This window comes from Candidatus Planktophila sp., assembly GCF_044232745.1.
GTDB lineage: Bacteria > Actinomycetota > Actinomycetes > Nanopelagicales > Nanopelagicaceae > Planktophila.
Map to the genome: position 1 here is coordinate 30,291 of NZ_JBIILI010000005.1, position 26,502 is coordinate 56,792.

The following is a 26,502-nucleotide window of genomic DNA, read 5'->3' on the forward strand; positions in this document are numbered from 1 at the left end:
ATGATGACGCGGGTACTTGGAGCTGCATTGCCCCAGGTCCTGCGTAGCGTTGCATGGCTTTTACTTCCGACATCTTTTATCGCACTACTTGCCTGGGCTACTGCGGGTAGCGCAACAGGAAATACCGGAGATCCGTTGCGTGCAGCGCTGTGGATCTGGATCGGTGCCCACCAGATTCCTTTTTCCTTAGCCTTACCGCCTTCTGGATTAGATGGTTATCTTTCCTATCTTCCACTCGGAGCACTTGTTTTTCCGGTGCTTGCAATTCGAAATGGCATTTCACGCACAATTGAACGTTTAGATAATGATTCTTCACTAGTTGGTTCTGCTCGAGCAGTCTTTGCTATCGGATACACACTCTTTGCGCTACTTGCATCATTTTTTTCAAAGACTGAATCAATTAAACCAGTCTGGTATTTCGCGATTTTGTACGTTCTGCCATTCACACTTTTGGTTGGAGCTACGGTTGGACGCAAAGTGGCCGTGGGTCAAGGATTCTTATTTGGCTCACGTATCATCGCCTTGTTGTTAGGCGTTTCCTCAATAATCTTCGGCTTATCATTACTTTTTAATATTTCAATGGTTAAGGATTTAACCATTGTTCTACAACCAGGTATTTTTGGTGGTCTACTTTTATTGCTGCTCAATATTTTGTACATACCAAATGCAATTGTTGCCACCCTTGCTTATTTTTCAGGAGTTGGATTTGCGGTCGGATCAGGGACATTAGTTTCACCATTTTCCCATCGCTTAAACAAAATTCCCGCGATGCCATTGTTGGGCGCATTACCTGAAGGAAAATCAACAATCGCGCTAATCGGAATCGCATTCATAATTTTTGCTGGAGCCCTACTTGCCAGTTGGACGGTTGCACTTAATCTTAAGGTTTTACATCAAAGCATGATAGTTGCAATTGCAATTGCAGCATTTGTTGGCTATTCCGCAAGTGGTGCATTGATTACAGATGCTATGTCTGCAGTTGGAGTTTCAACCTGGAAGTTCACGCTAGCAATAGGTGCAGAGTTAGTAGCGGGGGCTGCTTTAGCCCTGTATTTACCTCGATTGTTTAAGCGGACATGAGAAAACGCGTTGTAATTCTTGCATCTGGAGCAGGTTCGCTGACACAAGCAATCTTGGATGCAACCGAGCTTGATATTCAAGTAGTTGCGGTTGTTTCAGATACCGAAGGTGCACCAGTTTTGGAATTAGCCAAGAAAGCACAAGTCAATACTTCCGTCATACCCTTGAAAGGTGATCGTGCGGCATGGGATCGTCAATTGTTTGACCAAGTTGATCAGTACCAGCCAGATTTAGTCATCAGTGCTGGATTCATGAAAATTCTTTCACCTGAATTTGTGAATTACTTTCCAACAATAAATAGCCATCCAGCTTTACTCCCAGATTTCCCCGGCGCGCACGCGGTCCGCGATGCATTAGCAGCTGGTGTCACGATCACCGGAACAACTGTTCACTGGGTTGATGCAGGCGTAGACACCGGTCCGATCATTACTCAAATGGAGGTTCCGGTGTTGCCCGGAGATGATGAAGCAACACTTCATGAGAGAATTAAGAAAGTAGAACGCGGTCTCATAGTTGCGACCATCGCTTTGATTACGCCAACACTGGAGACTAATTCACGATGAGAAAACCTATTCGCCGTGCACTTGTAAGTGTCTATGACAAAGCTCGCCTGATTGAAATTGGTACGGCGTTATCTTCGGCTGGTGTAGAAATAGTGTCAACTGGGTCTACAGCGAAGAATCTAGCTGAAGCGGGCATTGCAGTTACTGAAGTCGGTACTTACACGGGCTTTCCTGAAATTATGGGCGGGCGAGTAAAGACGCTGCACCCTCGGATTCATGGCGGAATTTTGGCTGATCAGAATAATCCAGAGCATGTAGCTGCAATTGCCGAATTAGATATTGCACCTTTTGATCTAGTAGTAATTAACCTGTATCCATTTGCAGCCACTATTGCTTCTGGTGCTAGTTTTGAAGAAAGTATTGAGCAAATAGATATTGGCGGTCCATCGATGCTTCGTGGAGCTGCCAAAAACCATGGCTCTGTCGCTGTTATTTGCCAGACTTCACAATACGACCAGTTGCTACATGCAATTAAAGCTGGAGGATTCACTGAGGCAGAGCGACGCACATTGGCATTAGAAGTTTTCCGCACCACCGCTGAATACGACTTAGCAATCGCAACTTGGTTGGGTCAATCGGGCACTCATGATTTGCCTGATTGGTTTGGCCGAATCTGGCAGCGCGAGAATTCTTTGCGATATGGGGAGAACCCACATCAAGCTGCTGCGATTTATTCAGGTGGCCCTGCGGGCATTGTTGGGGCGCAACAATTACATGGCAAGGAAATGTCTTTTAATAATTACACAGATGCAGAAGCGGCATGGCGCGCAGTACTAGATCATCGCGATCCTGCTGTTGCAATCATGAAGCATGCAAACCCGTGTGGTGTTGCTGTTTGTGAATTGGGCGTGGCTGTTGCGTATCAGCACGCACATGAATGTGATCCAGTATCTGCTTTTGGTGGTGTTGTTGCTGCTAACCGCACAGTAGATCTTGCCATGGCCGAACCACTATCAAAGATATTTACTGAAGTTATAATCGCACCAGATTATGATGCTGATGCGCTTGAACTTTTAATGAAGAAGCCATCGATACGTATTCTTAAATGCGATGTAACCGAGATTAATCCTCTTGAATTGCGCCCGGTGTCTGGGGGAGTACTGCTGCAAGCAACAGACTTAATCGATGCCGATGGTGATTCACCAGCTAATTGGAAGCAAGTAAGTGGAGAAGCAGTTGATGCGCAAACAATAAAGGATTTGGAATTCGCGTGGCGCAGCGTTCGTTCAGTAAAAAGCAATGCAATTTTGTTGGCTAAATCAACTGCCTCGGTTGGAATTGGAATGGGACAGGTCAACCGTGTTGATTCTGCGCGTTTAGCTGTTTCTCGTGCCGGAGACCGCGTTAATGGATCAGTTGCAGCAAGTGATGCATTTTTCCCATTTGCCGATGGTCTTCAAATTCTGATTGATGCCGGCGTTACAGCGGTCGTTCAACCTGGCGGAAGTGTGCGTGATGAAGAGGTTATTGCAGCAGCGCAGGCTGCAGGTATTGCAATGTTCTTCACCGGAACCCGACATTTCTCTCACGCATAGTCGACTAGATAGGCTTGGCTCATGAGCGCACAGATTCTCGATGGTAAAGCACTTGCCTCAGCCATCAAAGCTGAGTTAGCAACACGTGTAGTTGCGCTGAAAGCAAAGGGAATAACTCCAGGCCTTGGAACAGTTTTAGTTGGCGATGACCCAGGTTCACATTCATATGTAGGTGGAAAGCATCGCGATTGCAAAGAAGTTGGAATTAACTCAATCCGGGTTGATCTACCAGAGAGTGCAACTGAAAAAGATGTCTTGGCGGCAATTGCAGATCTGAATTCTTCAAAGGAATGCACCGGGTACATTGTGCAACTCCCACTACCGTCTGGAATTAACACTCAAAGAGTTTTAGAAGCAATTGATCCTAGTAAAGATGCTGACGGTTTGCATCCACTAAATCTTGGTCGGCTAGTCGCAGGGTATGACGCACCATTGCCATGCACGCCGCGCGCAATTGTGGCTTTACTTGAACATTACAAAATTTCAACCAAAGGCGCTGAAGTAACTGTGATCGGCCGTGGTTTAACTGTTGGGCGCCCACTTGGCTTGTTGCTGACCCGAAAGCAAGAAAATGCAACAGTTACCTTGACTCACACTGGTACAAAGAATTTAACTACGCACACAAAAAATGCTGACATTATCGTTGCCGCAATCGGCCAGTCACATTTCTTAAAAGCAGAAATGATTAAAGAGGGTGCAGTAGTAATTGATGTTGGTATCTCGCGAACTTCAGCAGGTTTAGAAGGAGATGTTTGTCCCGGAGTATTTGAGAAAGCTTCGTTTGTTTCACCGATGCCTGGCGGGGTTGGCCCAATGACTCGTGCAATGTTGCTGACAAATGTGGTTGATGCGTGCAGCTAAATAATCGCCTGCTTTCGATAATCAGCTACGCCGCAGTCTTGGTCGGGGTGGTTCTTGGGGCTTCAGGCATAGTGCGAGGTGGGTCACTATTTATCGCTGCCGGAACCTTGGGAATCGCAGTTAAATCTCGTAATTTTCGCCGCATCGAGTTTTATTTACCTGTTGTTATCGCAGTGGCCCTTTTCGCGCTGGCGATTGCACTTCCTCGCGGGCGATAGGGTTTACCTATTCACACACGCATGAATGGAGTCACTATGGGTGGCAAAGTCACAGTAGTCGGTGCAGGTTTCTACGGGTCAACTACAGCTCTTCGTTTAGCTGAATACGATCTTTTCGACACCGTTGTTTTGACAGATATTGTCGAAGGAAAGCCTGAAGGCTTGGCATTAGATATGAACCAATCGCGTTCTATCGAAGGTTTTGAAACAAAAATAATTGGCGCAACAACAACCGCCGAAGGTGCTGGTTACGAGGCAACAGCTAATTCAGATGTAGTTGTCATTACCGCTGGACTTCCTCGTAAACCTGGTATGAGCCGGATGGATTTAATTGGCGTAAACGCCGGAATCGTTCGTGGAGTTGCTGAAAATATTGCAAAGCATTCACCAAACGCTGTGATTATCGTAGTTTCAAATCCACTTGATGAAATGACTGCGCTTGCACAGATTGCAACAGGCTTTCCAAAGAATCGCGTAATGGGTCAAGCAGGAATGCTAGATACCGCTCGCTTTACAAACTTTGTTGCAGAGAAATTAGGCGTAAAGGTTTCATCTGTAAAGACATTAACACTTGGATCACATGGCGACACCATGGTTCCAGTCCCAAGTCGTTGCACAGTTGATGGCAAGCCGCTAACTGATCTATTGTCACAAGCAGATATTGCAGATCTTGTTGATCGCACACGCAATGGCGGCGCTGAAGTAGTTGCACTACTGAAAACTGGATCTGCTTACTACGCACCATCTGCAGCAGCAGCTCGTATGGCAAAAGCTGTCATCGAAGATTCAGGTGCTGTAATGCCTGTGTGTGCGTGGGTTGATGGCGAGTACGGAATTTCTGGTGTTTATCTAGGCGTTGAAGCCGAGATCGGACGCACAGGTATTAAGAAAGTTGTTGAAGGTACATTGACTGATTCAGAAGTTGCAGCCCTTAAAGAGGCAGCAGAAGCGGTACGTGCAAAACAAGCAGATGTCCAAACACTCTAATTAGTTCCATCTTTACACATAAGGGAGTCATTATGAGCAAGATCAAAGTTACAGGCACAGTCGTTGAACTAGATGGCGATGAAATGACACGCATTATGTGGCAGTTCATCAAGGATTCATTGATCCTGCCTTACTTAGATGTGAATCTTGAGTACTACGACCTAGGTATGGAACACCGCGATGCAACGGATGATCAGGTAACCATTGATTCCGCACGAGCAATTCAAAAGCATGGAGTGGGCATCAAGTGCGCAACGATTACTCCGGATGAAGCACGTGTTGAAGAATTTGGCCTCAAGAAAATGTGGAAGTCTCCTAACGGAACGATCCGCAACATTCTTGGTGGAGTAATTTTCCGCGAACCAATCATCATCAGCAATGTTCCACGTTTGGTTCCACATTGGACTAAGCCAATCGTTATTGGCCGTCACGCATTTGGTGATCAGTACCGTGCAACAGATTTCAAGGTTCCAGGTCCTGGAAAGCTAACAATCTCATTTGTTCCTGAAGATGGATCTGCGCCAATCAATACCGAAGTTTTCAACTTTGAATCTTCAGGTGTGGCTATGGCGATGTACAACGTTGATGATTCAATTCGCGACTTTGCACGTGCCTCACTTAATTATGGGCTTCTTCGTAAGTTCCCTGTTTACCTATCAACTAAGAACACAATTCTTAAGGCATACGATGGTCGCTTCAAGGATATCTTTGAAGAGATTTACCAAGCAGAATTCAAGACACAGTTTGATGCTGCAGGAATTTGGTATGAGCACCGCTTGATCGATGACATGGTCGCAATGTCATTGCGCATGGAGGGTGGTTATGTCTGGGCCTGTAAGAACTACGACGGCGATGTTCAATCAGACACCGTTGCACAAGGTTATGGATCACTCGGTTTGATGACATCAGTATTGATGACACCAGATGGAAAGATTTGTGAGTCAGAGGCTGCTCACGGAACAGTGACTCGTCACTACCGCGATCACCAAGCAGGTAAGGCAACCTCAACTAATCCAATCGCTTCAATCTTTGCGTGGACCCAAGGACTTGCACACCGTGCCAAGCTTGATAACAACGCAGAGCTTGCAAAATTCTGTGCAACGCTAGAACGAGTCTGTATCGAGACAGTTGAACAAGGGAAGATGACTAAGGATTTGTCACTTCTGATTTCAAAGGATGCTCCTTACCAAACAACACAGGAGTTCTTGAACTCAATTGACGAGAACCTCAAGAAGGCAATGGCTTAATAGTTACAGAGCATTAAAAAACCCGCGGTAGCCAATGGCCACCGCGGGTTTTTTTAGTTAATACTTTAAACGCGCTCACCTGTTGTTGAGTTGAACAAGTGAACAGATCCCTTTACTGCCTCGACAGTAATTGTGTCTCCTGGCTTTGGAGGATTCTTTGGGTCCCAGCGAACAATTACTTGTGCGCCTTCGTCTGTTGCGTTAGCAAACTTAACTGTTGAATCAGCTGGCTTTCCGTATACGAAAGCATCTGAACCAAGTTCTTCTACAACTTCTACAAGGACATGGAAGCCCTTTGATGAAGGTGTGAAGCCTTCTGGTCGAACACCAACAGTTACTGATGTACCTGCAGAAGCTGGAACATCAATTGCTAGATCTCCAAGCATTGCCTTGCCGCCACTGACAGGTGCGATAAGTAGGTTCATTGCAGGGGATCCGATGAAACCTGCAACGAAAGCATTTGCTGGGTTGTCATAAAGATTACGAGGTGTATCAACTTGCTGTAGCAAGCCATCCTTCAACACTGCAACGCGATCGCCCATAGTCATAGCTTCTACCTGGTCGTGCGTTACATAAACAGTTGTGATTCCTAGACGACGCTGCAATGCAGCGATCTGTGTACGAGTTGCTACACGCAACTTCGCATCAAGGTTTGATAGTGGTTCATCCATAAGGAAAACCTGAGGTTCGCGAACAATTGCGCGACCCATTGCAACGCGCTGACGTTGTCCACCTGAAAGAGCTTTTGGCTTGCGCTCTAGGTATGGCTCGAGGTCAAGCAACTTTGCTGCTTCTAGAACACGACGTTCGCGTTCTTCTTTTGGAGTTCCTGCGATCTTTAATGCGAATCCCATGTTCTCTGCAACTGTCATGTGTGGATACAGTGCGTATGACTGGAAAACCATTGCGATGTCGCGATCCTTTGGTGCAACATTTGTTACATCGCGATCGCCAATTAAAATACGGCCGCCATCAATTTCTTCAAGTCCTGCCAACATACGAAGTGATGTTGACTTACCGCAACCTGATGGACCAACAAGAACTAAAAACTCGCCATCATTAACGGTGAGACTTAGTTTGTCGACTGCAGGTGCTGTTGTTCCTGGATAGATACGTGATGCGCCATCAAAAACTACTGATGCCATGAGATTGCTCTCCTTCTCCGGGCAGGTACGTGCCCGACGGTCCGAGGATGAAGGTGATGGCCGGTTGGCCAACGGCGCTAGGTTACGCACAAAATGCGAAATTGGGAAGATCCGGCTAAGCGCCACGACCCCGCTTTATCAAAATGCCCAGGGATCGTATACTTCTCACATAATGGAACCTCCCTCGTTGGCTTCACTATTTATTGATCTAGCAACCATTGCTGGCCTGATAGTCCTGGCCTCGTTTTTCGTTGCTGCCGAAATTGCCCTGATCTCACTTCGAGATAGCCAGGTGCGCCAAATCGCAACCCGTGGAAAACGGGGCGCTCGCGTTGCAGCCCTTGCAGAACACCCCAACCGCCTGTTGGCCGCCGTTCAAATTGGTGTAACTGTCAGCGGATTTCTATCAGCAGCGCTAGGTGCTGATCAGTTAGGTGATTATGTAATTCCATGGCTCGAGTCCTTCGGGATTTCAGCTGCATGGAGTACAACTATTTCGCTAATTGGCGTGACATTAGTGATCGCATACTTCTCATTAGTTTTTGGAGAGCTTGTACCAAAGCGAGTTGCGCTTTTTAGAGCTGAAGAAATTGCAATGACTTCAGCCGGAGCCATCAATATTGTTGCAAATATTTTCCGCCCGATTATTTGGTTACTGTCAAAATCAACCGACTTTGTGGTGCGCGCATTTGGCGTTGATCCAAAAGAACAACGCAGTCAGATGTCTGAAGAAGAGCTGCTTGATTTAGTCGTTGGCCATGCCGCCTTGACCGCTGAAGAACGCGACATCGTTGAAGAAGTGTTTAACGCCTCAGAACGCCAAGTGCATGAAGTTATGGTGCCCCGCACCGAAGTTGATTTCATGGATGCATCGTTGACCGTTGGTAAAGCTATTGAATTAGCGGTTGATAAAGCGCACTCTCGCTACCCGGTTGTCCGTGGATCATCTGATGAAGTTGTCGGCTTTATCCATGTACGCGATTTGCTGGACACATCACTGGCTAGCAAAAATACCAAAATTGTAGAACTAGCGCGAAACATTATGTACTTGCCTGGTACTAAAGGGATTTTGCCTGCTCTAACTGAAATGCGTATGCAAGGTCAACATCTAGCAATTGTTCTGGATGAATACGGTGGCACAGATGGAATCGTGACTTTGGAAGATTTAGTTGAGGTTCTGATCGGAGATATTCGCGACGAATACGACGATCATGAAACTGAGATTTCACACGAAGAGCGCACCGGCGACTTCGAGGTCGATGGTCTTATTTCAATTGAAGATTTAATCGAGCAAACCAAGTTGGATATTCCTGAAGGCCCATATGAGACTGCGAGCGGTTTTGTTATGCACTTTTTGGGCAGAATCCCACATGAACATGATGTGGTTAACGTCAATGGCATCCGAATCACGGTGTTGACCATGGAAGGTAAACGCGCTGGGCAGTTATTGATCTCGCGATCTGCATAGTTGTGAAAGAATTACAGCTATGACGAAGAAGCGTGTCCTGTCCGGCATTCAGCCAACAAGTGACTCCTTCCACCTCGGCAATTATTTAGGTGCACTGAAGCAGTGGGTCGAATTGCAAGAGGGCAATGATGCTTTTTACTGCATCGTTGATTTGCATGCCCTAACAGGTGAGATTGAACCAACGTTATTTAGAAAGCGCACTTTGGCATCTGCTGCGCAGTTAATTGCACTCGGTATCTCAACTGAAAAATCAACACTATTTGTACAGTCCCATGTTGCCGAACACAATCAATTGGGTTGGGTAATGGAATGTCTGGCAGGTTTTGGCGAAGCCAGCCGCATGACTCAGTTCAAGGATAAGTCCGCCAAAGGCGGTGCCGATACTGCTCGCGTTGGACTATTTACATATCCAATGTTGCAAGCTGCTGACATTCTTTTGTATCAAGCACACTATGTTCCGGTCGGCGAGGACCAGCGTCAACACATCGAGTTAACCCGTGATTTAGCTACTCGCTTTAATTCACGATTTGGCGAAACCTTTAGATTGCCAGAAGGCTATATTCTAAAAGCTGGTGCCAAGATTTACGATCTACAAGAGCCAACAGCAAAGATGAGCAAGTCATCAGGTTCTACTGCGGGCGTCCTAGAACTAATGGATACACCTGAAGCAAATACAAAAAAGATTAAGAGCGCAGCAACTGATGCTGGCCGTGAAGTGAAGTTTGATGAAAAAGAAAAGCCTGGTATCAGTAATTTGCTAACGATTCATTCATCACTTTCTGGAACATCGATTGCAGAACTAGAAGATCAATTTGAAGGCAAGGGCTATGGTGATTTCAAAGGCGCAGTTGCCGAAGTAGTAGTCGAGTACTTCCGACCAATTCGCACTAAGGCCCTGGAGCTTCTAGAGGATGAAAAGCACCTCATTGATCTTCTGCATGAAGGCGCTGACAAAGCACGTGCTGTGGCCTCTGAAACCCTCCAAAACACTTACAAAAACCTGGGATTAGTGAAGTAATTAAGCAATAATCTCAACCCCAAGTTGAGAGTTTTCCAAAACGTTACACCCTCGATATCAAAAAGACGGCTGGCGTGTTGAGTTTAATCAAGGGTGAGTAATAGGCTCCCAATTACACAAAAGCTTCGGTATGTACCTTCAAAAGTAGGTATTGAAGATCCCCTTGAATCCTTGGAGGAAAATTGAAGAAAGTATTTCGTCTTGTAGCAGTTGTTGCTGCATCTGTTTTGGCAGCAACAGCGTTTGTTGCTCCTGCAGCAACAGCAGCATCAAAGGTAAAAGTTGGCCTTGCTTATGACATCGGTGGACGTGGCGATAAGTCATTCAACGATTCAGCAGCAGCTGGTCTAGATGCAGCAAAGAAGAAGTTTGGTGTTACAGCTAAGGAAGTAACAGTTACAACTGGTTCAGACTCAGAGCGCGAAGACAAGCTCCGTTTGCTAGCTAAGGCTGGATACAACCCAATCATCGCTGTTGGTTTCCTATATGCAGGACCAATCAAGAAGGTTGCATCAGATTATCCAAAAGTTTCATTTGGAATTATCGATGATTCATCAGTAGATCTTCTTAACGTTGCAGGTCTTGTATTCGCTGAAGAGCAAGGTTCATACCTAGCTGGCGTTGCAGCAGCACTTGCATCAAAGTCAGGCAAAGTTGGTTACATCGGTGGAGTTCGTATTCCTCTACTACAAAAGTTTGAAGCTGGATTCGTTGCTGGTGTTAAGGCAACAAAGAAGTCAGTAACTGTTGACGTCAAGTACGTAACAGAGCCACCTGATTTCGGTGGTTTCAATGACCCAGCTAAGGCTAAGGTTATTGCTAAGGGAATGATCGATAAGGGTATCGATGTTATCTACTCAGCAGCAGGTGGATCAGGTGCGGGTAACTTCGCAGCTGCAACAGATGCTGCAAAGGCTGGCAAGAAGGTTTGGACTATCGGAGTTGACTCTGATCAGTACCTATCAGCTTCAGCTGCAGAGAAGAAGAACATGCTCACATCAATGATCAAGCGCGTTGACCGTGCTGTTTACGATGTAATTGCAACAGCTGTTGCGGGATCATCTGTAAACGATGTTCTTGATGAGTCCGGTATCTACGGTCGTCAGTACAACCTCTCACTTGATGGCGTTGGTGTTTCTTACTCTGGTGGTTACATCACAAAGTACAAGGCTCAGATCGATAAGGCTGCAGCTGCAATCAAGTCAGGCAAGATCAAGGTTCCAACAAAGCCATAATTTGGCTTAAGTAAGTGGCGTTTGGCCCAGCAATGGAGTTAAATCTCCTTGTTGGGCCAAATGTTTTTCCCGGTAACAATTAAGTCAAAGGAGAGTTTAAGTGTCAGTAGCAGTAGAACTGCGACACATCAGTAAGCGCTTTCCTGGCGTAATTGCCAACAAAGATGTCTCACTGAAAGTTGAATCTGGCACAGTCCATGCTCTTGTCGGCGAAAATGGTGCTGGCAAATCAACTGTAATGAAGATCCTTTATGGGATGCAGCGACCTGACTCTGGCGAAATTTTAGTCAATGGCCACGTTGTTAACTTTAAAACCCCCAATGACGCAATCGATGCCGGCATCGGCATGGTCCATCAGCATTTCATGTTGGCTGATAACTTCACAGTATTAGAAAATATCATTTTGGGTTCAGAGCCACATCATGGAGCTACCATAGATTTTGCTGGTGCTCGGGAAAAAATTGTTGATATGGCCCAGCAGTACGGTCTAGAAATTGATCCAGATGTTCTTGTTGAAGAGCTAGGTGTTGGACAACGCCAAAGAGTTGAGATTTTAAAAGTTTTATTCCGTGGTGCTCGTATTTTGATCTTTGATGAACCAACTGCAGTTTTAGTCCCACAGGAAGTGGATGATCTATTCCAGGCACTCGAAGGTTTACGGGCCCAAGGAATGGCTTTGATTTTTATTTCGCACAAGCTTGATGAAGTTTTACGTGTAGCTGATGAAGTAACCGTTGTGCGACAAGGTTCGACTGTTGCAGAAGTTAAATCTAAAGATGTCACCGCTCGTCAATTGGCAGAACTTATGGTTGGAAGTGAGCTTCCAAAGCCATCCACCTTGGGCCACACACGTCGAGAAGAAATTACCTTGTCGCTTAAGAATGTTTCACTCCCAACAACCACCGGTAGCCGTGATTTGTTGACGAATATCTCCTTTGATCTTCATGCTGGCGAGGTTATTGGAATAGCAGGCGTCGAAGGAAATGGTCAGGCTGAACTTGTTGAAGCCATTATGGGTCTGCGTGAGTACACCGGTTCAATTCAATTTAATGGCTCGGCTATAGATGAATTAAGCGTTGCCGATCGCCATGATTTAGGTATTGGTTTGATTCCCGAAGATCGTCAGCGTCAAGCGCTGATGATGGGTTCACCGTTGTGGGAGAACAGAATTCTTGGTCATCAACGCAGCAAGCCTGTTATGCGTGGCTTTGTTATTGATAAAAAAGCAACGATGGAAAGCACTCGCACAATCATGCAAGAGTTTGATGTGCGTGCACCGGGTCCAGACACATTGGCAGCTGCGCTCTCAGGTGGAAATCAGCAGAAGTTTATTGTTGGCCGCGAAATGAGTAAGGCACCAGCTCTGTTAGTGGCATCTCATCCAACGCGTGGAGTTGATGTTGGAGCGCAAGGTGCAATCTGGGATGTTCTACGTAAAGCTCGTGAAAAAGGGATGGCCATTGTTTTGATTTCTGCTGACCTGGAAGAGTTAATCGGAATGTCTGATCGATTATTGGTCATGTTGCGTGGCACGTTAACTGCCGAACTTGATCCATCAAATACCACTCCAGAGCAGCTTGGTTCAGCAATGACGGGTGCAGCATGAGTAACTCGCTCACTAGAAAGTTATCTCCCAGTAAAGTTGGTTTAGCGATTGCAGCACCATTGGCTGCAGCGATTTTCTCAATTGTAATTTCAAGTATTGCAGTAATTGTCAGCAAGAAATCGCCACTTGATGCTTTTAAAACTATGTGGGAGTACGGTACTGAAGCAGGATCCTTGATGGAGGTCGTTAATACGGCAACTCCGTATTACATCGCCGCAATTGCTATTGCAGTCACTTTTAGGGCAGGACTATTTAACATCGGCGTAGAGGGCCAGCTTCGGCTAGGCGCTTTGTTTAGCTGCTATATCGGAGCAATGTTTGTTCTTCCACCTGTGTTACATGTCGCCGCTGTGTTTATTGTGGCGATGACATTTGGTGGATTGTGGGCCGCAATTGCTGCTTATTTAAAAGTGAAACGTGGCGTGAATGAGGTTATCTCAACAATCATGCTTAATAGCTTGGCTGGCGGTTTATCTGCTTACTTACTTTCGAAACACTTTGCACTAATTGAAGAAGGCTCTAACAACCTTCAAACCAAGGAGCTTCCAGCGTCGGCACAAATTCCAGATTTAATGCCGATTCTTCGTAAACTTGGCGTAGAAGATCAACCAGGTGGCGGCATCTATGGAATGTTTTTCGTAGCAGTTGCTTTGGGAGTAACTTTCTGGTTTGTTGTTAACCGCACGCGCTTTGGCTTTGAACTTCGAGCATCCGGATTAAATCCAATTGCTGCTCGAGTCAGTGGAGTTAATTCAAAGAAGATGACCTTTATGGCGCTAGTTATTTCTGGCGCAATTGCAGGACTGTCGGGCTTGCCTGAAGTCCTTGGTCAAACTCACTCGTACAACCTTGGATTCCGTGCAGGCATTGGTTTCTCAGCTATCGCTGTTGCATTATTGGGTCGTAACTCTGCTGGCGGAATGGCTTTCAGCGCACTTCTTTTTGGATTCTTAGAAGTAAGCTCGCGCTCTTTGGAACTTATTGATATTGCACCCGAAACGTATGTGATTATGCAAGGTTCAATTCTTTTGAGCTCGGTAGTGGCATACGAAGTTGTCAGACGCTTCAGGTTAACGCTGCAAAGTAATGAGTTAGCAAAGGTGGTGCAGGCGTGAAGTTTATGAAGATGTTGCGTTATGCAACCATGCTGGTTTTTGTCTTGGCTTCTATTCGCATCATCACAGGGGCTTCAGATCTAACTAGCACCGGAACAGCATCTGCCGCGCTATTACTTTCTGTACCAATAGTGCTTGCAGCGCTAGGTGGTTTGTTTTCAGAGCGCGCTGGTGTTGTAAACATTGGCCTTGAAGGCATGATGATTATGGGTGCATGGGCCGGTGGATATATTGGTTCACAGCAGGGACCATGGGCAGGTTTGCTAGCTGCCGTAGTCTTTGGATCTCTAGGTGCATTGGTACATGCAATTGCAACGGTGACATTTGGTGTTGACCATGTTGTCTCTGGTGTCGCAATAAATATCATTGCTGCCGGTCTTGTGCGATATCTGTCGACGCTTTTGTATCAAGGTGGATCATGGCCTGGACCATCACAATCTCCAGGAATCGAAACTATTTCCGTTAATGGTCTTCCTATTCTTTCCGGTGGTCATTACTTTGGATGGAAGAGCCCGGATTTGTTGGGTTCTATAGCAAGTCACAACTGGTTCTTTATCTCTGACTTAGCTTCGATTCTGCGAGGCTTAACGGGAGATGTTTCATACGTAACAGTTGTTGCAATTGCATTTGTACCGTTGGCTTACTTCATCTTGTGGCGCACCGCATTTGGTTTACGTTTGCGCAGCGCTGGCGAAGCTCCCACAGCTGCTGAATCACTTGGCGTTAATGTCTATGCGATGAAGTATGCAGGTGTTCTTATTTCAGGTGGCTTAGCTGGATTAGGTGGAGGTTTCTTGGCCATCGTTGCAGCAAGTAATTATCAAGAAAATCAGGTCGCGGGTCGTGGATACATTGGCCTAGCAGCACTTCTATTTGGAAATTACCGTCCTGGTGGATTATTGGCAGGTGCTGGGCTCTTTGGATTTGCCGATGCTCTTCAACTTCGTGATTCGACTGCGATCCATGCACTTCTATTATTCATCGTTGTGATTCTTGCATTTGTGGCTTTCAGAAAGTTCAAGAGCGGCAAACTCGTAAGCGCGGCCATAAGTCTTGGATCAGCTGTATTTACCTTGTGGTTCTACTTTGCAGTTGATGAACTTCCAGGGCAGTTGGTAACTATGACTCCTTATATTGCAACGATTTTGGTGATGGCACTTGCGTCGCAGCGACTGCGAATGCCTGCGGCAGATGGAATTCCATATCGCCGAGGTGGTTTGCGATGACCCAGATTAATTGGGAACAGATTCACAAGGAAGCTATTGGTGCGATGAACAACGCGTATGCACCATATTCAAAGTTTCCTGTTGGCGTTGCAGCACTGGTCAGTGATGGCCGCATCGCAACTGGTTGCAACGTTGAAAATGCTAGTTATGGCGTGGGATTGTGTGCTGAGTGTGGATTAGTTTCTAATCTGATTTCAACAGGTGGTGGACGATTAATCGCAATTGTTTGTGTTGATGGACAAGGAAACTATTTAGCACCGTGTGGACGTTGTCGCCAATTGTTATTCGAGCATGGTGGCCCAGAGGCGCTGTTAATGACAGATGATGGACCACAAAAAATGTCTGCCATGTTGCCGTGGGCATTTGGCCCAGAAGATTTAGACCGCAACGAGCGCTAAATGATTGAAGCCTTTTCAGCCGCTGAAATCATTGCGGCAAAGCGTGATCACCATTCTTTAACTGACCCACAAATCGATTGGGTTATTGACGCATATACGCGTGGAGCCGTTGCAGATGAACAGATGTCTGCGCTCTTGATGGCGATTCTGCTTAACGGTATGGAAAATCGCGAAATATCACGATGGACAGATGCGATGATCAACAGCGGAGAACGCATGAATTGGTCAGCGCTTTCACGTCCAACTGTTGATAAGCATTCAACTGGTGGCGTTGGCGACAAAACAACTTTGCCATTGGCCCCACTTGTTGCCGCGTGCGGTGCGGCAATTCCACAACTATCTGGTCGAGGACTTGGTCATACAGGTGGAACTTTAGATAAATTAGAATCTATCCCGGGATGGCGAGCATCTTTATCAAATGCTGAAATGCTAAAAGTATTACAAGATTGCGGCGCTGTAATTTGTGCAGCAGGTGCCGGTTTAGCACCAGCAGATAAAAAACTGTATGCACTGCGAGATGTCACTGCAACGGTTGAAGCAATTCCACTTATTGCATCATCGATCATGAGTAAGAAAATCGCCGAAGGCACAAGTGCGCTTGTCTTAGATGTTAAAACTGGCGCAGGTGCGTTTATGAGTGATCCAGAAAAAGCTAAAGAGCTTGCACACGTAATGGTTGGCCTTGGAAAACGTGCTGGTGTTAATACAGTTGCACTTGTTACAGCGATGGATGTTCCACTGGGATTGACAGCAGGTAACGCACTCGAAGTTCGCGAATCTGTAGAAGTTTTGGCTGGTGGGGGACCGGCAGATATTGTGGAGCTAACAGTTTTGTTGGCGCGAGAAATGTTAGAACTAGTTGGAATAAAGGACGCGGATCCCGACGCTGCCTTAAAAAATGGAAAAGCGATGGATGTGTGGCGTCAGATGATTTCGGCACAAGGCGGGGATCCCGATGCAAAGCTTCCAGTTGCACAAGAAAATACAGTTGTGACCGCAGATCGCGATGGGACTGTGCTTTCCATGGATGCAATGAAGGTTGGAATTGCTGCCTGGCGTTTAGGAGCGGGTCGATCTCGTCAGGGCGAGAGTGTTCAAGCTGGTGCTGGAATTGAAATCCACGCTAAACCAGGGGATGCAATCAAGGCTGGAGCGCCGCTATACACGCTCCACACAGACACTCCAGCCGCCTTTACTAGGGCTTTGGAGTCACTAGAGAACTCTGTGAGTATTGGAGCAGTACCTGCCGGCGGAATTGATCGCTTGCCATTAGTTATTGAACGTATTGTTGATTAAGGGACACAGGGGTAAAAAATGTCAATGAACAGTATTCCTACAAAAGATCAGATCGCATTAGTACCTAAAGTATTGCTTCATGATCATCTTGATGGCGGCTTGCGACCACAAACAATTATTGAAATCGCCAAAGAAATTGGTTACACCGCTCTTCCAACTGAGGATGCAACCGAACTAGCGACGTGGTTTCGCGAAGCCTGTGATTCAGGATCATTGGTTCGCTACCTAGAAACCTTTGATCACACAATTGCAGTGATGCAACGCCGCGAAGACATTATCCGTGTCGCTCGTGAATGCGCACTAGATCTTGCCCGCGATGGAGTTGTGTACGCCGAAGTTCGTGGCGCGCCAGAATTATTTACAGGACAAGGCTTGTCTATGGCAGATGTTGTAGAAGCAACAATTGAAGGATATGAAATTGGAATGAAAGAGGCAGCTGCCGAAGGTCATCCAATTGTTGTTCGTTCACTGTTGTGTGGAATGCGTCAGAATAAAAACTCGCAAGAAGTTGCCGAACTTGTTGTTAAGTACCGAGACAAAGGAGTTGTTGGATTTGATATCGCTGGCCCTGAAGATGGTTTTCCGCCATCTGATCAAAAAGATACTTTTGATTATCTTCGTAAAGAAGATGCCCATTTTACTATCCATGCTGGTGAAGCGTATGGAATCCCCTCCATCTGGGAAGCCATCCAACTCTGCGGAGCCGAAAGACTAGGTCACGGTGTTCGAATCATCGATGACATCGATTTTTCTGGTGCTGAACCAAAGCTGGGTCGACTTGCATCCTACGTTCGAGATCGACGTATCCCGCTAGAGCTGTGCCCAACGTCAAATCTACAAACTGGTGCTGCGGCAAGTTATGCCGAACATCCCATTGGCGCGTTAGCCAAACTTCGTTTTCGCGTAACTCTTAATACGGACAACCGTTTGATGAGCCAAACTTCGATGTCCTTTGAAATGGAAGAGGCGGTAAAAGCATTTGATTGGGATTTTGCAGAGCTACAAAGACTCACTATTAACGCTATGAAAAGTGCATTTATCCCATACCCAGAGCGTCTAAAAATTATCGAGCAAGTAATCAAACCAGGGTATGCAAAGGTTTCAGCTGGTTCATGATTGATTTTAATGATCCAGCTTTTGTATCTAATCCATACCCAGCACTGAAAGAACTTCGTGCTGCAGGACAACCTGTCTGGCATGAAGGAATGCAGATGTTTCTTGCTGCACGCCATGGTGATGCTAATGATGTATTTCGCAACAAGGCCCTCGGTAGAATTTTCAAGGAAAAAAGTCCAGAGTTCGAATGGGAAATCTTTAATTGGTTACACGCTGATTCGATTCTAGATAGCGAACCACCAAAGCACACTCGACTGCGATCTTTAGTTGCAAAAGCTTTTAATCGTCAAAAAATTGAAGGCATGCGCCCTGCAGTCGAGCGCATCACCGTTCAATTACTTGATGCTATTGATGAAAAGGTAAAATCCGGTCAAACTTTTGATTTGATTGCAGATTATGCCGAACCATTGCCGGTAAAGATCATTGCCGATCTTCTAGGTTTTCCAGAGTCTGAAGAGCACTTGCTTAGACCTTGGTCACAAGCGATTGTAAAGATGTATGAAGTCAATCCAAGTGTGCAATATCAAAACGAGGCAAAGATTGCTGCCAGCGAGTTTGCAGATTATGTACGAGATTTAGCTGAAAGTCGTAAAAAAACTCCAGGTGCGGATTTGATTTCAGATCTTGCATCGGTTGAAGAAAATGGCGAGAAGTTGAATATGCACGAACTAGTTGCGACATGTGTACTGCTTCTTAACGCAGGTCACGAGGCAAGTGTGAACGCTTTTGGAAATGGAATGGTTGCCGCCCTTCAGCGACCGGATCAAGTCGCTTTGCTCCGCACCAGTGCCCGCGAAATAACTGACACCGCACTTGAAGAGTTCATGCGTTTTGATGCGCCACTACATTTGTTTGAACGTACTGCAACGGCAGATACCGAACTTGGGGGAGTCCAGATCAAACAGGGGCAAAAGATTGCAGCCCTTATTGGCTCGGCAAACCGCGATGAAACAGTGTTTTCAAGCCCAGAATTGATGGATTTAACCCGTGATCCAAATCCGCATATCGGATTTGGTGCAGGTATTCATTTCTGCCTTGGTGCGCCATTGGCTCGACTCGAAATGAGTGTTTCCTTGCCGGCATTGTGGGAAAAATATCCGGATATGCAATTAGCAGGCGATGCTGTTCGTCGCCCTACCTTTGTTTTGCGAGGTTATGAAAGCGTAGCAATCCAGGCTAATTAAAGGCCTATTGGGTGCCAAACAGTTTTAGCTTCCATAAAGGCAATTATGCGACCAGGATCTGCTGACTTAAATGAATGAATTCGCTTTAAGTTTTCAGCTCCAGCAACCTTGATCTCAGCATGCTTCTTTGAAGATAATCCAGAAATATCTAACGCATCGATATCCATATGAGATGCCATCCATGGCGCAATTTCATCCTTTTTGCCTGTCAGAATATTTATTACACCTGCCGGCAGATCACTTGTTGCAAGGACTTCAGCAAATGTCATTGCAGACAATGGTGCTTTTGTACTTGCCAGAACAACAACTGTATTTCCTGAGGTAATGATTGGTGCAATCGCATCAATTAACCCAAGTAGTGAAGGAGATTCAGGTGCGATTGCAGCTACGACCCCCATACTTTCTGGGATCGTAAAGTTGTAAAAAGGACCAGCAACTGGATTAGTCGATCCTGCAAGAGATGCAATTTTATCTGTCCACCCTGCATACCAAACAAGACGATCAATAGCTTCAGTTACCTCTTTGTCAGCCTTTGCCTTTGTTGCACCGGTGACGTTAACGATTTCTTCTACAAATTGCCCACGACGACCTTCGAGCATTTCGGCGATGCGATACAAAATCTGTCCACGATTATATGCAGTGGCTTTATTCCATCCGGCATGTGCTGCGCGTGCAGCAACAACTGCATCTCGCAAATCTTTTCGTGAAGCAAGACATGGGTTTGCGACAAAGACGCCCTTGGCATTTTTAACTTCGTAGGTACGACCGGATTCTGTGCGCGGGAAAGCTCCATTGATATATAGCTTGTAAGTCTTCTTCACATCAATGCGATTACTCATGGCTTACTCCCTTCAAATATGCAGCCAGGCCGTGGCGTCCGCCTTCGCGACCCCACCCCGATTCCTTATAGCCACCAAATGGTGATGTCGGATCAAACTTATTGAAGGTATTAGCCCAAATAACACCTGCGCGAAGTTGTTGAGCTGCCCACAGTGTGCGAGATCCTTTTTCACTCCAGATGCCGGCAGATAGTCCAAAGGGGGTGTTATTTGCCTTTTCTATGGCCTCGGCAGGTGTTCTAAATGTCAGAACAGATAGAACTGGACCGAAGATTTCCTCACGCGCAATTCGATGTGCCTGTGTGACGCCAGTAAAGATTGTTGGTGCAAACCAGAATCCCTTACTTGGCAGTTTGCATTCTGGGCTCCAGCGTTCTGCGCCTTCTGAATCGCCAACAGCGGCGAGCTCAATAATTTTTGCAAGTTGTTCCTTGCCATTAATCGCACCAACATCTGTGTTTTTATCCATTGGATCACCCACACGAATCTTTTCCATACGATTCTTTAACTTATGTAAAACCTCTTCAGCTACATTTTCTTGTAGCAACAGGCGAGAACCGGCGCAACATACATGTCCTTGATTAAAGAAAATGCCATTAACAATTCCTTCGACAGTCTCATCTATTGGGGCATCATCAAAAACAATATTGGCTGCTTTGCCACCGAGTTCTAAAGTAACGCTCTTGTTAGTTGGTGCCACAGCGCGAGCAATAATTTTTCCAACTTCGGTAGATCCGGTAAATGCAATCTTGTCGATACCAGGATGGTTAACAATTAATGCACCCGTTGATCCATCACCTGTGACAATGTTGACTACACCCGCTGGAAGTTCTGCTTGCTGGCACACTTCGGCAAATAACAATGCGGTCAGTGGTGTTGATTCAGCGGGCTTTAGAACAACGGTATTTCCAGCAGCAAGTGCTGGTGCAACCTTCCAGGCCAACATCAATAAGGGAAAGTTCCAAGGAATAATCTGTCCTGCAACACCCAGTGGCTTTGGAGATGTGCCTAGGCCAGCGTATTCAAGCTTGTCTGCCCAGCCTGCATGATAGAAAAAGTGAGCTGCGGCCAATGGAATATCGGTATCGCGTGACTCACGAATCGGCTTACCGTTATCAAGAGTCTCTAGTACTGCAAATTCACGGGCACGCTCTTGCATGATGCGAGCGATTCGGTACAAATACTTTCCACGCTCTTTGCCTGACATTTTTGACCAGGTGTTTGTGTATGCCTTACGTGCCGCTTTTACTGCTGCATCAACATCTGCTTTACCGGCAAGTGCGATCTGACTAAGCACTTCTTCAGTAGCTGGATTAATTGTTGGAAAGTGTTTGCCGCCAGCAACAAACTTGCCGCCGATGAAATGGCCATACTTCGGCTTGATTGTGACAATCGCGCGAGATTCTGGCGCCGGGGCGTATTCGAAGGTCATAGTCGTCTCCATTAATCCATCGTCACATACTGAGGGCTAGTGTAATAACCATCATCCATCTTCATGCGTTGCATCAATAGATCATTGAGCAAAGCACTAGCGCCAATTCGAAAGAGTTTCGGATTGAGCCAATCTGGTCCAACAGTTTCATTGACCAAAACTAATTGTTTGATTGCATCTTTAGTGTTTCTGATTCCGCCGGCAGGTTTAACGCCGATTCGTACCTGAGTCATTTCGTAGAAGTCACGAACCGCTTCGAGCATTACTAAGACGACTGGGGGAGTTGCAGCCGGTGCAACCTTGCCCGTCGATGTCTTAATGAAGTCGGCACCTGCTGCCATTGCCAAAAATGATGCTTTGCGAACATTGTCATATGTCACTAATTCGCCTGTTTCGAAAATTACTTTCAAATGTGCTTTATCACCACAAACCTGTCGGATCTGAACAATCTCATTAAAAACATCGATGTAGCGACCTGCCAGAAATGCGCCACGATCAATCACCATATCGATTTCTGCTGCGCCTGCATCGATAGCGTCTTGTGTATCTTGGATCTTGACCGGCATGGATGCGCGACCCGATGGAAAAGCAGTTGAAACCGCTGCTACTGGGACATGCTGGCCACCAATTAAATCTAGGTGTTTGCGAGCTACGCCGACCATGTCATTGTAAACACACACAGCGCCGACGCTAGGAACGGTGGCATCAGTTGGGTCTGGTCGCACAGCTTTGGTGCACAAAGCTTTTACTTTGCCGGGTGTATCTGCACCCTCCAGAGTTGTTAAGTCCACCATCGTAATCGCGGTATCAATAGCCCAGCGCTTCGAAGTTGTTTTGATGCTTCTGGTTGCAAGCATTGCTGCGCGAGCTTCAGCGCCGACCTGGTCTACACCCGAAAGATTACCGAGGTAACTCTTTAGGGAGGCATCAGTGCCATCCACTAAACCATAAAAACTCACGATAACAATTCCTTAAGCGATGGTCGCAGTTGATCCAATACTACTTGAGCGGTTTTGGAATCCTTTTCAATTACCTCAATGTAACACTTCATCTTTGCTTCGGTACCGCTAGGACGAACAATGATACGAATTCCGCCAGCTAACCAGATTCTTAAACCATCTGTTGGTGGCAGTCCATCCGTTGGAGCGGCGAGGTCATCAATTGATGTAACTGCACGACCCGCAATAGTGTGTGGTGGATTCTTACGCAACCCACCAAGAATCACATCTACTTTTGATAGATCACTGAGGCGAACAGAAATCTGTTCTGTCGCATGGAATCCATGACGAGCCCAAATCTCATCCAATAAATCAAGAAGAGTCTTTCCATCAGCTGCAAGATCCGTTGCTATTTGAGCCAAAGTTATTGCTGCCGAAATTCCATCTTTATCATTGACTGTCTTTGCATCAACAGCATAACCAAGTGCTTCTTCATAACCAAAGGTCAGACCCTTAATTTTTGCTAGCCACTTAAAGCCGGTCAGAGTCTCTTTGAATTCGAGGTTGTAGTGCTCAGCAATCTTTTTTAGAATTGATGAGGAAACAATCGAATTAGCAAAAATGCCGCTGCTAGTTTTTCGAGCAATAGATTCGCCTAAAATTGCTCCTAATTCATCGCCTCGAAGCATTCTCCAGCCCGCAATAGGATCTTTAATTGCGGAAGCGCATCTATCAGCATCTGGATCATTTGCAATAACTAGATCAGCATCAAAGCTTCTGGCTGTTTCAAGTGCTAAATCAATTGCACCGGGTTCTTCAGGATTTGGAAAGGCAACTGTTGGAAAATCAGGATCTGGTGCAGCCTGCGCATCAACCAAAATAGGTGCTAAAAAACCAGCTTTATGAAAAACTCGTTGAAGTGTTTCAGTTCCGACCCCGTGCATAGCCGTGTAAACAATTTTTAATGTGCCTGGGTTAGTTGCAAGCGATGCGGTGCGTTGGATGTACTTATCAATTATCTCTTCCCCTAAGACTGTCCATGCTTTTCCACGTGGCTGAGCCTTCAAAGATGTGATTGCATCAATAGCGTGCGCAATTGAAACATCGGTTGGTGAAACAATTTGGGATCCGCGATATTCGATTCCATCTACGGTTCCTCCGAGATAAACCTTGTAGCCATTATCTTGTGGTGGGTTATGGCTAGCGGTAACCATGATTCCTACATCGCAACCCAGCTCGTTAGTCGCAAAAGCTAAAACTGGTGTTGGTAGCGGGCGCGGTAGCACAAAAACCTTCATCCCAGCACCGCTCATAATTTCTGCGGTTTCAAATGTGTAATCTTCTGATCCATAACGTGCATCTCGACCAATAACAACAGAAGTTAAGTTGCGCTCTTTCATGTAAGTAACGATTCCAGCTGCGGCACGACCAACGACCGCTCGGTTCATCCCAGATGGACCGGGGCGGTTAGGACCACGCAATCCTGCTGTTCCAAATTGCAAAAAGCCATTAAATGATGTTCGAAGTTCGGATTCGTTAGCTGTATCTAGCCACTGTTGTAATTGAGAAGCTGTAATTGGATCTGGGTCATCTGCTATCCAGGCCTGAACTTCGGCCACTAATGATTGATCCATGTGCTTAGAGTAACTTCGCGGCAAAGCTTTGAGAAGTCAGGTTATTTATCGATAATGTCACAGAGATTAGTTCCACTTGAAACAGTGGTTCCAATTACTGCTGTCAGATTAGAGATTATGCCCGCCTTGTGCGCCGTTAACGGCTGCTCCATTTTCATCGCTTCCAAAACAAAGATGAGATCACCGATTTCGACGTGGGCACCTTCTTCTACTGCAATTTTAACAACGGTGCCTTGCATTGGACTAGTAAGTCCAGAACCACTTGATCGGCCAGCCATAGTTTGTTTTGCGCGATGTCGCTTTATAACAGGCTTTGGTGCGTGAACAAGTATTTCAAATCGTTTTCCATTAACTTCGGTAACAAGATATTCAGGCGCCATATGCGTTTCAATAGGCGGCACAGTAAATGTGAATGCAGGGATTTGATTATCAAACTCATTTTCAATGTAACTCGTGTACACCTTGAAATTTTCTGTGTATGCAGGATCTTCAAGAATTGCACGATGAAATGGAATCGCAGTTGCTAATCCACCAACTGTGAATTCAGATAGTGCGCGGCGAGCACGATCAATAGCTTGTTCGCGGTTTGCGCCGGTAACAATTAACTTTGCAAGAAGTGAATCAAAGTTGCCGCCAATGGTGTCGCCACCTTGGAAACCTGCATCTACACGCACACCGGGACCGGTAGGAATTGCCCATTCAGTGATGCGACCAGGTGCCGGTAAGAAAGAACGTCCAGGATCTTCACCGTTAATTCGGAATTCAATTGAATGTCCACGAATTACTGGGTCATCAAAGCCGAGTGCTTCACCATCTGCAATTCGAAACTGTTCACGCACAAGATCTAGTCCCGTTACTTCTTCGCTAACAGGATGCTCAACTTGTAAACGTGTATTTACTTCAAGAAATGAAATTGTTCCATCGACGCCAATCAAGAACTCGCAAGTTCCTGCGCCTACATAACCCGCTTCTTTCATGATTGCTTTACTAGATCGGTAGAGCTCATCATTTTGTGCTTGTGTCAAAAAAGGAGCAGGGGCTTCTTCGACAAGTTTTTGATGTCGACGTTGCAGAGAACAGTCGCGCGTACTAACTACAACGGCATGACCGTGCTTATCAACTAGTACCTGTGTTTCAACATGTCGGGGTTTATCTAAATATCGCTCTACGAAGCACTCACCACGGCCAAATCCCGAGATTGCTTCTCGTACGGCAGATGCAAATAATTCTGGAATCTCTTCCATGGTTCGTGCAACCTTTAAACCACGTCCACCACCACCGTGAGCAGCCTTTATTGCAACAGGCAAGCCATGTTCCTTTGCAAAAGCAGTTACCTCTTCGTGGCCTGCGACAGGATCTTGTGTACCTGCAACAAGCGGCGCACCAGCTTTTGCTGCAATCTTTCGGGCAGAAACTTTGTCACCTAATGCTCTAATTGCAGCTGGCGGTGGTCCAATCCAGGTAAGACCTGCATCTATAACTGCTTGTGCAAAGTGTGCGTTCTCTGAAAGAAATCCATAACCAGGGTGAACAGCATCTGCGCCAGATTCTCTAGCAACAGCGATTAGTTTTTCAATATCTAAATATGTTTGTGTGGCTGTTGTGCCATGTAGCGAGTAAGCCGCATCTGCCATCTGCGCATGTAGAGATGTGCGATCTTCATCGGAATACACGGCGACGCTTTCGATGCCATGATCCTTACAGGCGCGGATAATGCGAACTGCAATTTCACCGCGATTAGCAATAAGTACCCGTTTCATTTCATCACCTTTGCCTGCGGCCATGTGTATCCAAGCTGGGCAAATGCTTTACGCACAAATGGCATTGAAATACCAACAACATTTGTGTAATCACCTTCAATAGAAGGGATGAAAGGAGAGCTAAATCCATCAAGAGTAAAACCGCCGGCAACATGTAGCGGCTCTTCCGTCGCAACGTAATCTGCAATTTCTTCATCGCTCATATGATCAAATGTGACACGAGTTGTAACACGATCTGAAATTTCAACATCTTTTGCGGTATCAATTATGCAATGACCTGTGTGTAGCAAACCGGAGTTGCCTCGAACTCGCTTCGCGCGCTCAGTTGCGATAGCTGGTGTACCTGGCTTTCCTAGTGAAACTCCGTCGAATTCAAAGGTTGAGTCACACCCAATGATAATTGCTGGAAAATCAAGCTGTTCGCGGACAGTGTGCGCCTTCGTAATTGCCAGGGCTATAACCATGTCTGCAGGGTGCATCGAGTTGAAAAAATCTGTTTCTTCATCAACATTGCTCACAATAATCTTTGGTGACAATCCAGCAGACTCTAGTAAACGGCGTCGGCTAGTTGATTGAGAAGCTAAAACAATTGTTGGCATAG

General features: G+C 46.1%; 24 protein-coding genes. 17 read left to right on the forward strand and 7 right to left on the reverse strand.

Annotated features, from left to right (window positions below; translation table 11 throughout):
* From AC9UGD_RS04405 to AC9UGD_RS04435, 7 genes are read left to right on the forward strand one after another with little or no spacing between them, the layout of a single operon-like run.
* On the forward strand, positions 1 to 1,080 hold the full coding sequence (locus tag AC9UGD_RS04405; protein WP_509570088.1) for a cell division protein PerM: 1,080 nt from the start codon (positions 1 to 3) through the stop codon (positions 1,078 to 1,080).
* A complete protein-coding gene (gene purN, locus AC9UGD_RS04410) occupies positions 1,077 to 1,643 on the forward strand; it encodes a phosphoribosylglycinamide formyltransferase (RefSeq protein WP_509570091.1) in 567 nt (188 codons plus the stop codon). The genes AC9UGD_RS04405 and purN overlap by 4 nt, the downstream gene beginning before the upstream one ends.
* Positions 1,640 to 3,178 (forward strand): bifunctional phosphoribosylaminoimidazolecarboxamide formyltransferase/IMP cyclohydrolase, encoded by a 1,539-nt coding sequence (gene purH, locus AC9UGD_RS04415; RefSeq protein WP_509570094.1) that lies wholly within the window; start codon positions 1,640 to 1,642, stop codon positions 3,176 to 3,178. Before purN ends, purH begins: the two co-directional genes overlap by 4 nt.
* Positions 3,179 to 3,199: 21 nt before the next feature.
* Entirely contained in the window at positions 3,200 to 4,039 is an 840-nt protein-coding gene (locus tag AC9UGD_RS04420; RefSeq protein ID WP_509570097.1) for a bifunctional methylenetetrahydrofolate dehydrogenase/methenyltetrahydrofolate cyclohydrolase, read from the forward strand.
* Positions 4,030 to 4,257, forward strand: a complete 228-nt coding sequence (locus AC9UGD_RS04425; RefSeq protein ID WP_509570100.1) for a hypothetical protein — start codon at positions 4,030 to 4,032, stop codon at positions 4,255 to 4,257. The genes AC9UGD_RS04420 and AC9UGD_RS04425 overlap by 10 nt, the downstream gene beginning before the upstream one ends.
* Before the next feature lie 36 nt (positions 4,258 to 4,293).
* Complete coding sequence (gene mdh / locus AC9UGD_RS04430; protein WP_509570103.1) at positions 4,294 to 5,244, forward strand: malate dehydrogenase; 951 nt, start codon at positions 4,294 to 4,296, stop codon at positions 5,242 to 5,244.
* A gap of 32 nt (positions 5,245 to 5,276) precedes the next feature.
* Positions 5,277 to 6,491, forward strand: coding sequence for an NADP-dependent isocitrate dehydrogenase (locus AC9UGD_RS04435; RefSeq protein ID WP_509570106.1), 1,215 nt, complete (start codon positions 5,277 to 5,279; stop codon positions 6,489 to 6,491).
* A gap of 65 nt (positions 6,492 to 6,556) precedes the next feature.
* Here AC9UGD_RS04435 and AC9UGD_RS04440 read toward each other — a convergent pair whose 3' ends face one another.
* Complete coding sequence (locus tag AC9UGD_RS04440; protein WP_509570108.1) at positions 6,557 to 7,636, reverse strand: ABC transporter ATP-binding protein; 1,080 nt, start codon at positions 7,634 to 7,636, stop codon at positions 6,557 to 6,559.
* A 172-nt stretch (positions 7,637 to 7,808) separates the two neighbouring features.
* Between AC9UGD_RS04440 and AC9UGD_RS04445 the strand changes: the two genes are divergently transcribed.
* The 10 genes from AC9UGD_RS04445 (at position 7,809) to AC9UGD_RS04490 (ending at position 19,298) form a co-directional block, all read left to right on the forward strand.
* Positions 7,809 to 9,104 (forward strand): hemolysin family protein, encoded by a 1,296-nt coding sequence (locus AC9UGD_RS04445; RefSeq protein ID WP_509570110.1) that lies wholly within the window; start codon positions 7,809 to 7,811, stop codon positions 9,102 to 9,104.
* Between the two features lie 19 nt (positions 9,105 to 9,123).
* Entirely contained in the window at positions 9,124 to 10,122 is a 999-nt protein-coding gene (trpS, locus tag AC9UGD_RS04450) for a tryptophan--tRNA ligase (RefSeq protein WP_509570112.1), read from the forward strand.
* Between the two features lie 182 nt (positions 10,123 to 10,304).
* On the forward strand, positions 10,305 to 11,357 hold the full coding sequence (locus AC9UGD_RS04455) for a BMP family lipoprotein (RefSeq protein WP_509570115.1): 1,053 nt from the start codon (positions 10,305 to 10,307) through the stop codon (positions 11,355 to 11,357).
* A 100-nt stretch (positions 11,358 to 11,457) separates the two neighbouring features.
* Complete coding sequence (locus tag AC9UGD_RS04460; RefSeq protein ID WP_509570118.1) at positions 11,458 to 12,963, forward strand: ABC transporter ATP-binding protein; 1,506 nt, start codon at positions 11,458 to 11,460, stop codon at positions 12,961 to 12,963.
* Positions 12,960 to 14,078: an ABC transporter permease gene (locus AC9UGD_RS04465; protein WP_509570121.1), complete on the forward strand. Its 1,119-nt coding sequence runs from the start codon at positions 12,960 to 12,962 to the stop codon at positions 14,076 to 14,078. Before AC9UGD_RS04460 ends, AC9UGD_RS04465 begins: the two co-directional genes overlap by 4 nt.
* Positions 14,079 to 14,083: 5 nt before the next feature.
* On the forward strand, positions 14,084 to 15,304 hold the full coding sequence (locus AC9UGD_RS04470; RefSeq protein WP_509570337.1) for an ABC transporter permease: 1,221 nt from the start codon (positions 14,084 to 14,086) through the stop codon (positions 15,302 to 15,304).
* The gene (locus AC9UGD_RS04475) at positions 15,301 to 15,702 is read left to right on the forward strand and encodes a cytidine deaminase (RefSeq protein ID WP_509570123.1); all 402 of its coding nucleotides are present in this window, start codon (positions 15,301 to 15,303) and stop codon (positions 15,700 to 15,702) included. Before AC9UGD_RS04470 ends, AC9UGD_RS04475 begins: the two co-directional genes overlap by 4 nt.
* Complete coding sequence (locus AC9UGD_RS04480) at positions 15,703 to 16,998, forward strand: thymidine phosphorylase (RefSeq protein WP_509570126.1); 1,296 nt, start codon at positions 15,703 to 15,705, stop codon at positions 16,996 to 16,998. It abuts the gene before it with no gap.
* A gap of 18 nt (positions 16,999 to 17,016) precedes the next feature.
* Entirely contained in the window at positions 17,017 to 18,114 is a 1,098-nt protein-coding gene (locus AC9UGD_RS04485) for an adenosine deaminase (protein ID WP_509570129.1), read from the forward strand.
* Entirely contained in the window at positions 18,111 to 19,298 is a 1,188-nt protein-coding gene (locus tag AC9UGD_RS04490) for a cytochrome P450 (RefSeq protein WP_509570132.1), read from the forward strand. Before AC9UGD_RS04485 ends, AC9UGD_RS04490 begins: the two co-directional genes overlap by 4 nt.
* Here AC9UGD_RS04490 and AC9UGD_RS04495 read toward each other — a convergent pair.
* The 6 genes from AC9UGD_RS04495 to AC9UGD_RS04520 are packed head-to-tail and all read right to left on the reverse strand — an operon-like array spanning position 19,295 to position 26,500.
* Entirely contained in the window at positions 19,295 to 20,137 is an 843-nt protein-coding gene (locus AC9UGD_RS04495; protein ID WP_509570135.1) for an aldehyde dehydrogenase family protein, read from the reverse strand. The two genes, AC9UGD_RS04490 and AC9UGD_RS04495, sit on opposite strands and share 4 nt — an antisense overlap.
* The gene (locus tag AC9UGD_RS04500) at positions 20,130 to 21,569 is read right to left on the reverse strand and encodes an aldehyde dehydrogenase family protein (protein WP_509570138.1); all 1,440 of its coding nucleotides are present in this window, start codon (positions 21,567 to 21,569) and stop codon (positions 20,130 to 20,132) included. The genes AC9UGD_RS04495 and AC9UGD_RS04500 overlap by 8 nt, the downstream gene beginning before the upstream one ends.
* Before the next feature lie 11 nt (positions 21,570 to 21,580).
* Positions 21,581 to 22,528: a deoxyribose-phosphate aldolase gene (gene deoC / locus AC9UGD_RS04505; RefSeq protein WP_509570141.1), complete on the reverse strand. Its 948-nt coding sequence runs from the start codon at positions 22,526 to 22,528 to the stop codon at positions 21,581 to 21,583.
* Positions 22,525 to 24,141 (reverse strand): phospho-sugar mutase, encoded by a 1,617-nt coding sequence (locus AC9UGD_RS04510; protein ID WP_509570144.1) that lies wholly within the window; start codon positions 24,139 to 24,141, stop codon positions 22,525 to 22,527. Before AC9UGD_RS04510 ends, deoC begins: the two co-directional genes overlap by 4 nt.
* 41 nt (positions 24,142 to 24,182) lie before the next feature.
* On the reverse strand, positions 24,183 to 25,901 hold the full coding sequence (locus tag AC9UGD_RS04515; RefSeq protein WP_509570340.1) for an acetyl/propionyl/methylcrotonyl-CoA carboxylase subunit alpha: 1,719 nt from the start codon (positions 25,899 to 25,901) through the stop codon (positions 24,183 to 24,185).
* On the reverse strand, positions 25,898 to 26,500 hold the full coding sequence (locus tag AC9UGD_RS04520) for a Maf family protein (RefSeq protein WP_509570147.1): 603 nt from the start codon (positions 26,498 to 26,500) through the stop codon (positions 25,898 to 25,900). The genes AC9UGD_RS04515 and AC9UGD_RS04520 overlap by 4 nt, the downstream gene beginning before the upstream one ends.
* Positions 26,501 to 26,502: the final 2 nt, after the last annotated feature.

Coding starts and splice junctions, on each gene's coding strand:
- AC9UGD_RS04470 (WP_509570337.1), top strand. CDS start 14,084: ATGAAGATGTTGCGTTATGCAACCATGCTGGTTTTTGTCTTGGCTTCT.
- AC9UGD_RS04515 (WP_509570340.1), bottom strand. CDS start 25,901: ATGAAACGGGTACTTATTGCTAATCGCGGTGAAATTGCAGTTCGCATT.
- purH (WP_509570094.1), top strand. CDS start 1,640: ATGAGAAAACCTATTCGCCGTGCACTTGTAAGTGTCTATGACAAAGCT.
- AC9UGD_RS04510 (WP_509570144.1), bottom strand. CDS start 24,141: ATGGATCAATCATTAGTGGCCGAAGTTCAGGCCTGGATAGCAGATGAC.
- AC9UGD_RS04520 (WP_509570147.1), bottom strand. CDS start 26,500: ATGCCAACAATTGTTTTAGCTTCTCAATCAACTAGCCGACGCCGTTTA.
- AC9UGD_RS04445 (WP_509570110.1), top strand. CDS start 7,809: ATGGAACCTCCCTCGTTGGCTTCACTATTTATTGATCTAGCAACCATT.
- AC9UGD_RS04500 (WP_509570138.1), bottom strand. CDS start 21,569: ATGACCTTCGAATACGCCCCGGCGCCAGAATCTCGCGCGATTGTCACA.
- mdh (WP_509570103.1), top strand. CDS start 4,294: ATGGGTGGCAAAGTCACAGTAGTCGGTGCAGGTTTCTACGGGTCAACT.
- AC9UGD_RS04475 (WP_509570123.1), top strand. CDS start 15,301: ATGACCCAGATTAATTGGGAACAGATTCACAAGGAAGCTATTGGTGCG.
- AC9UGD_RS04465 (WP_509570121.1), top strand. CDS start 12,960: ATGAGTAACTCGCTCACTAGAAAGTTATCTCCCAGTAAAGTTGGTTTA.
- AC9UGD_RS04495 (WP_509570135.1), bottom strand. CDS start 20,137: ATGAGTAATCGCATTGATGTGAAGAAGACTTACAAGCTATATATCAAT.
- AC9UGD_RS04480 (WP_509570126.1), top strand. CDS start 15,703: ATGATTGAAGCCTTTTCAGCCGCTGAAATCATTGCGGCAAAGCGTGAT.
- AC9UGD_RS04435 (WP_509570106.1), top strand. CDS start 5,277: ATGAGCAAGATCAAAGTTACAGGCACAGTCGTTGAACTAGATGGCGAT.
- trpS (WP_509570112.1), top strand. CDS start 9,124: ATGACGAAGAAGCGTGTCCTGTCCGGCATTCAGCCAACAAGTGACTCC.
- AC9UGD_RS04405 (WP_509570088.1), top strand. CDS start 1: ATGATGACGCGGGTACTTGGAGCTGCATTGCCCCAGGTCCTGCGTAGC.
- AC9UGD_RS04490 (WP_509570132.1), top strand. CDS start 18,111: ATGATTGATTTTAATGATCCAGCTTTTGTATCTAATCCATACCCAGCA.
- AC9UGD_RS04485 (WP_509570129.1), top strand. CDS start 17,017: ATGTCAATGAACAGTATTCCTACAAAAGATCAGATCGCATTAGTACCT.
- purN (WP_509570091.1), top strand. CDS start 1,077: ATGAGAAAACGCGTTGTAATTCTTGCATCTGGAGCAGGTTCGCTGACA.
- AC9UGD_RS04420 (WP_509570097.1), top strand. CDS start 3,200: ATGAGCGCACAGATTCTCGATGGTAAAGCACTTGCCTCAGCCATCAAA.
- AC9UGD_RS04440 (WP_509570108.1), bottom strand. CDS start 7,636: ATGGCATCAGTAGTTTTTGATGGCGCATCACGTATCTATCCAGGAACA.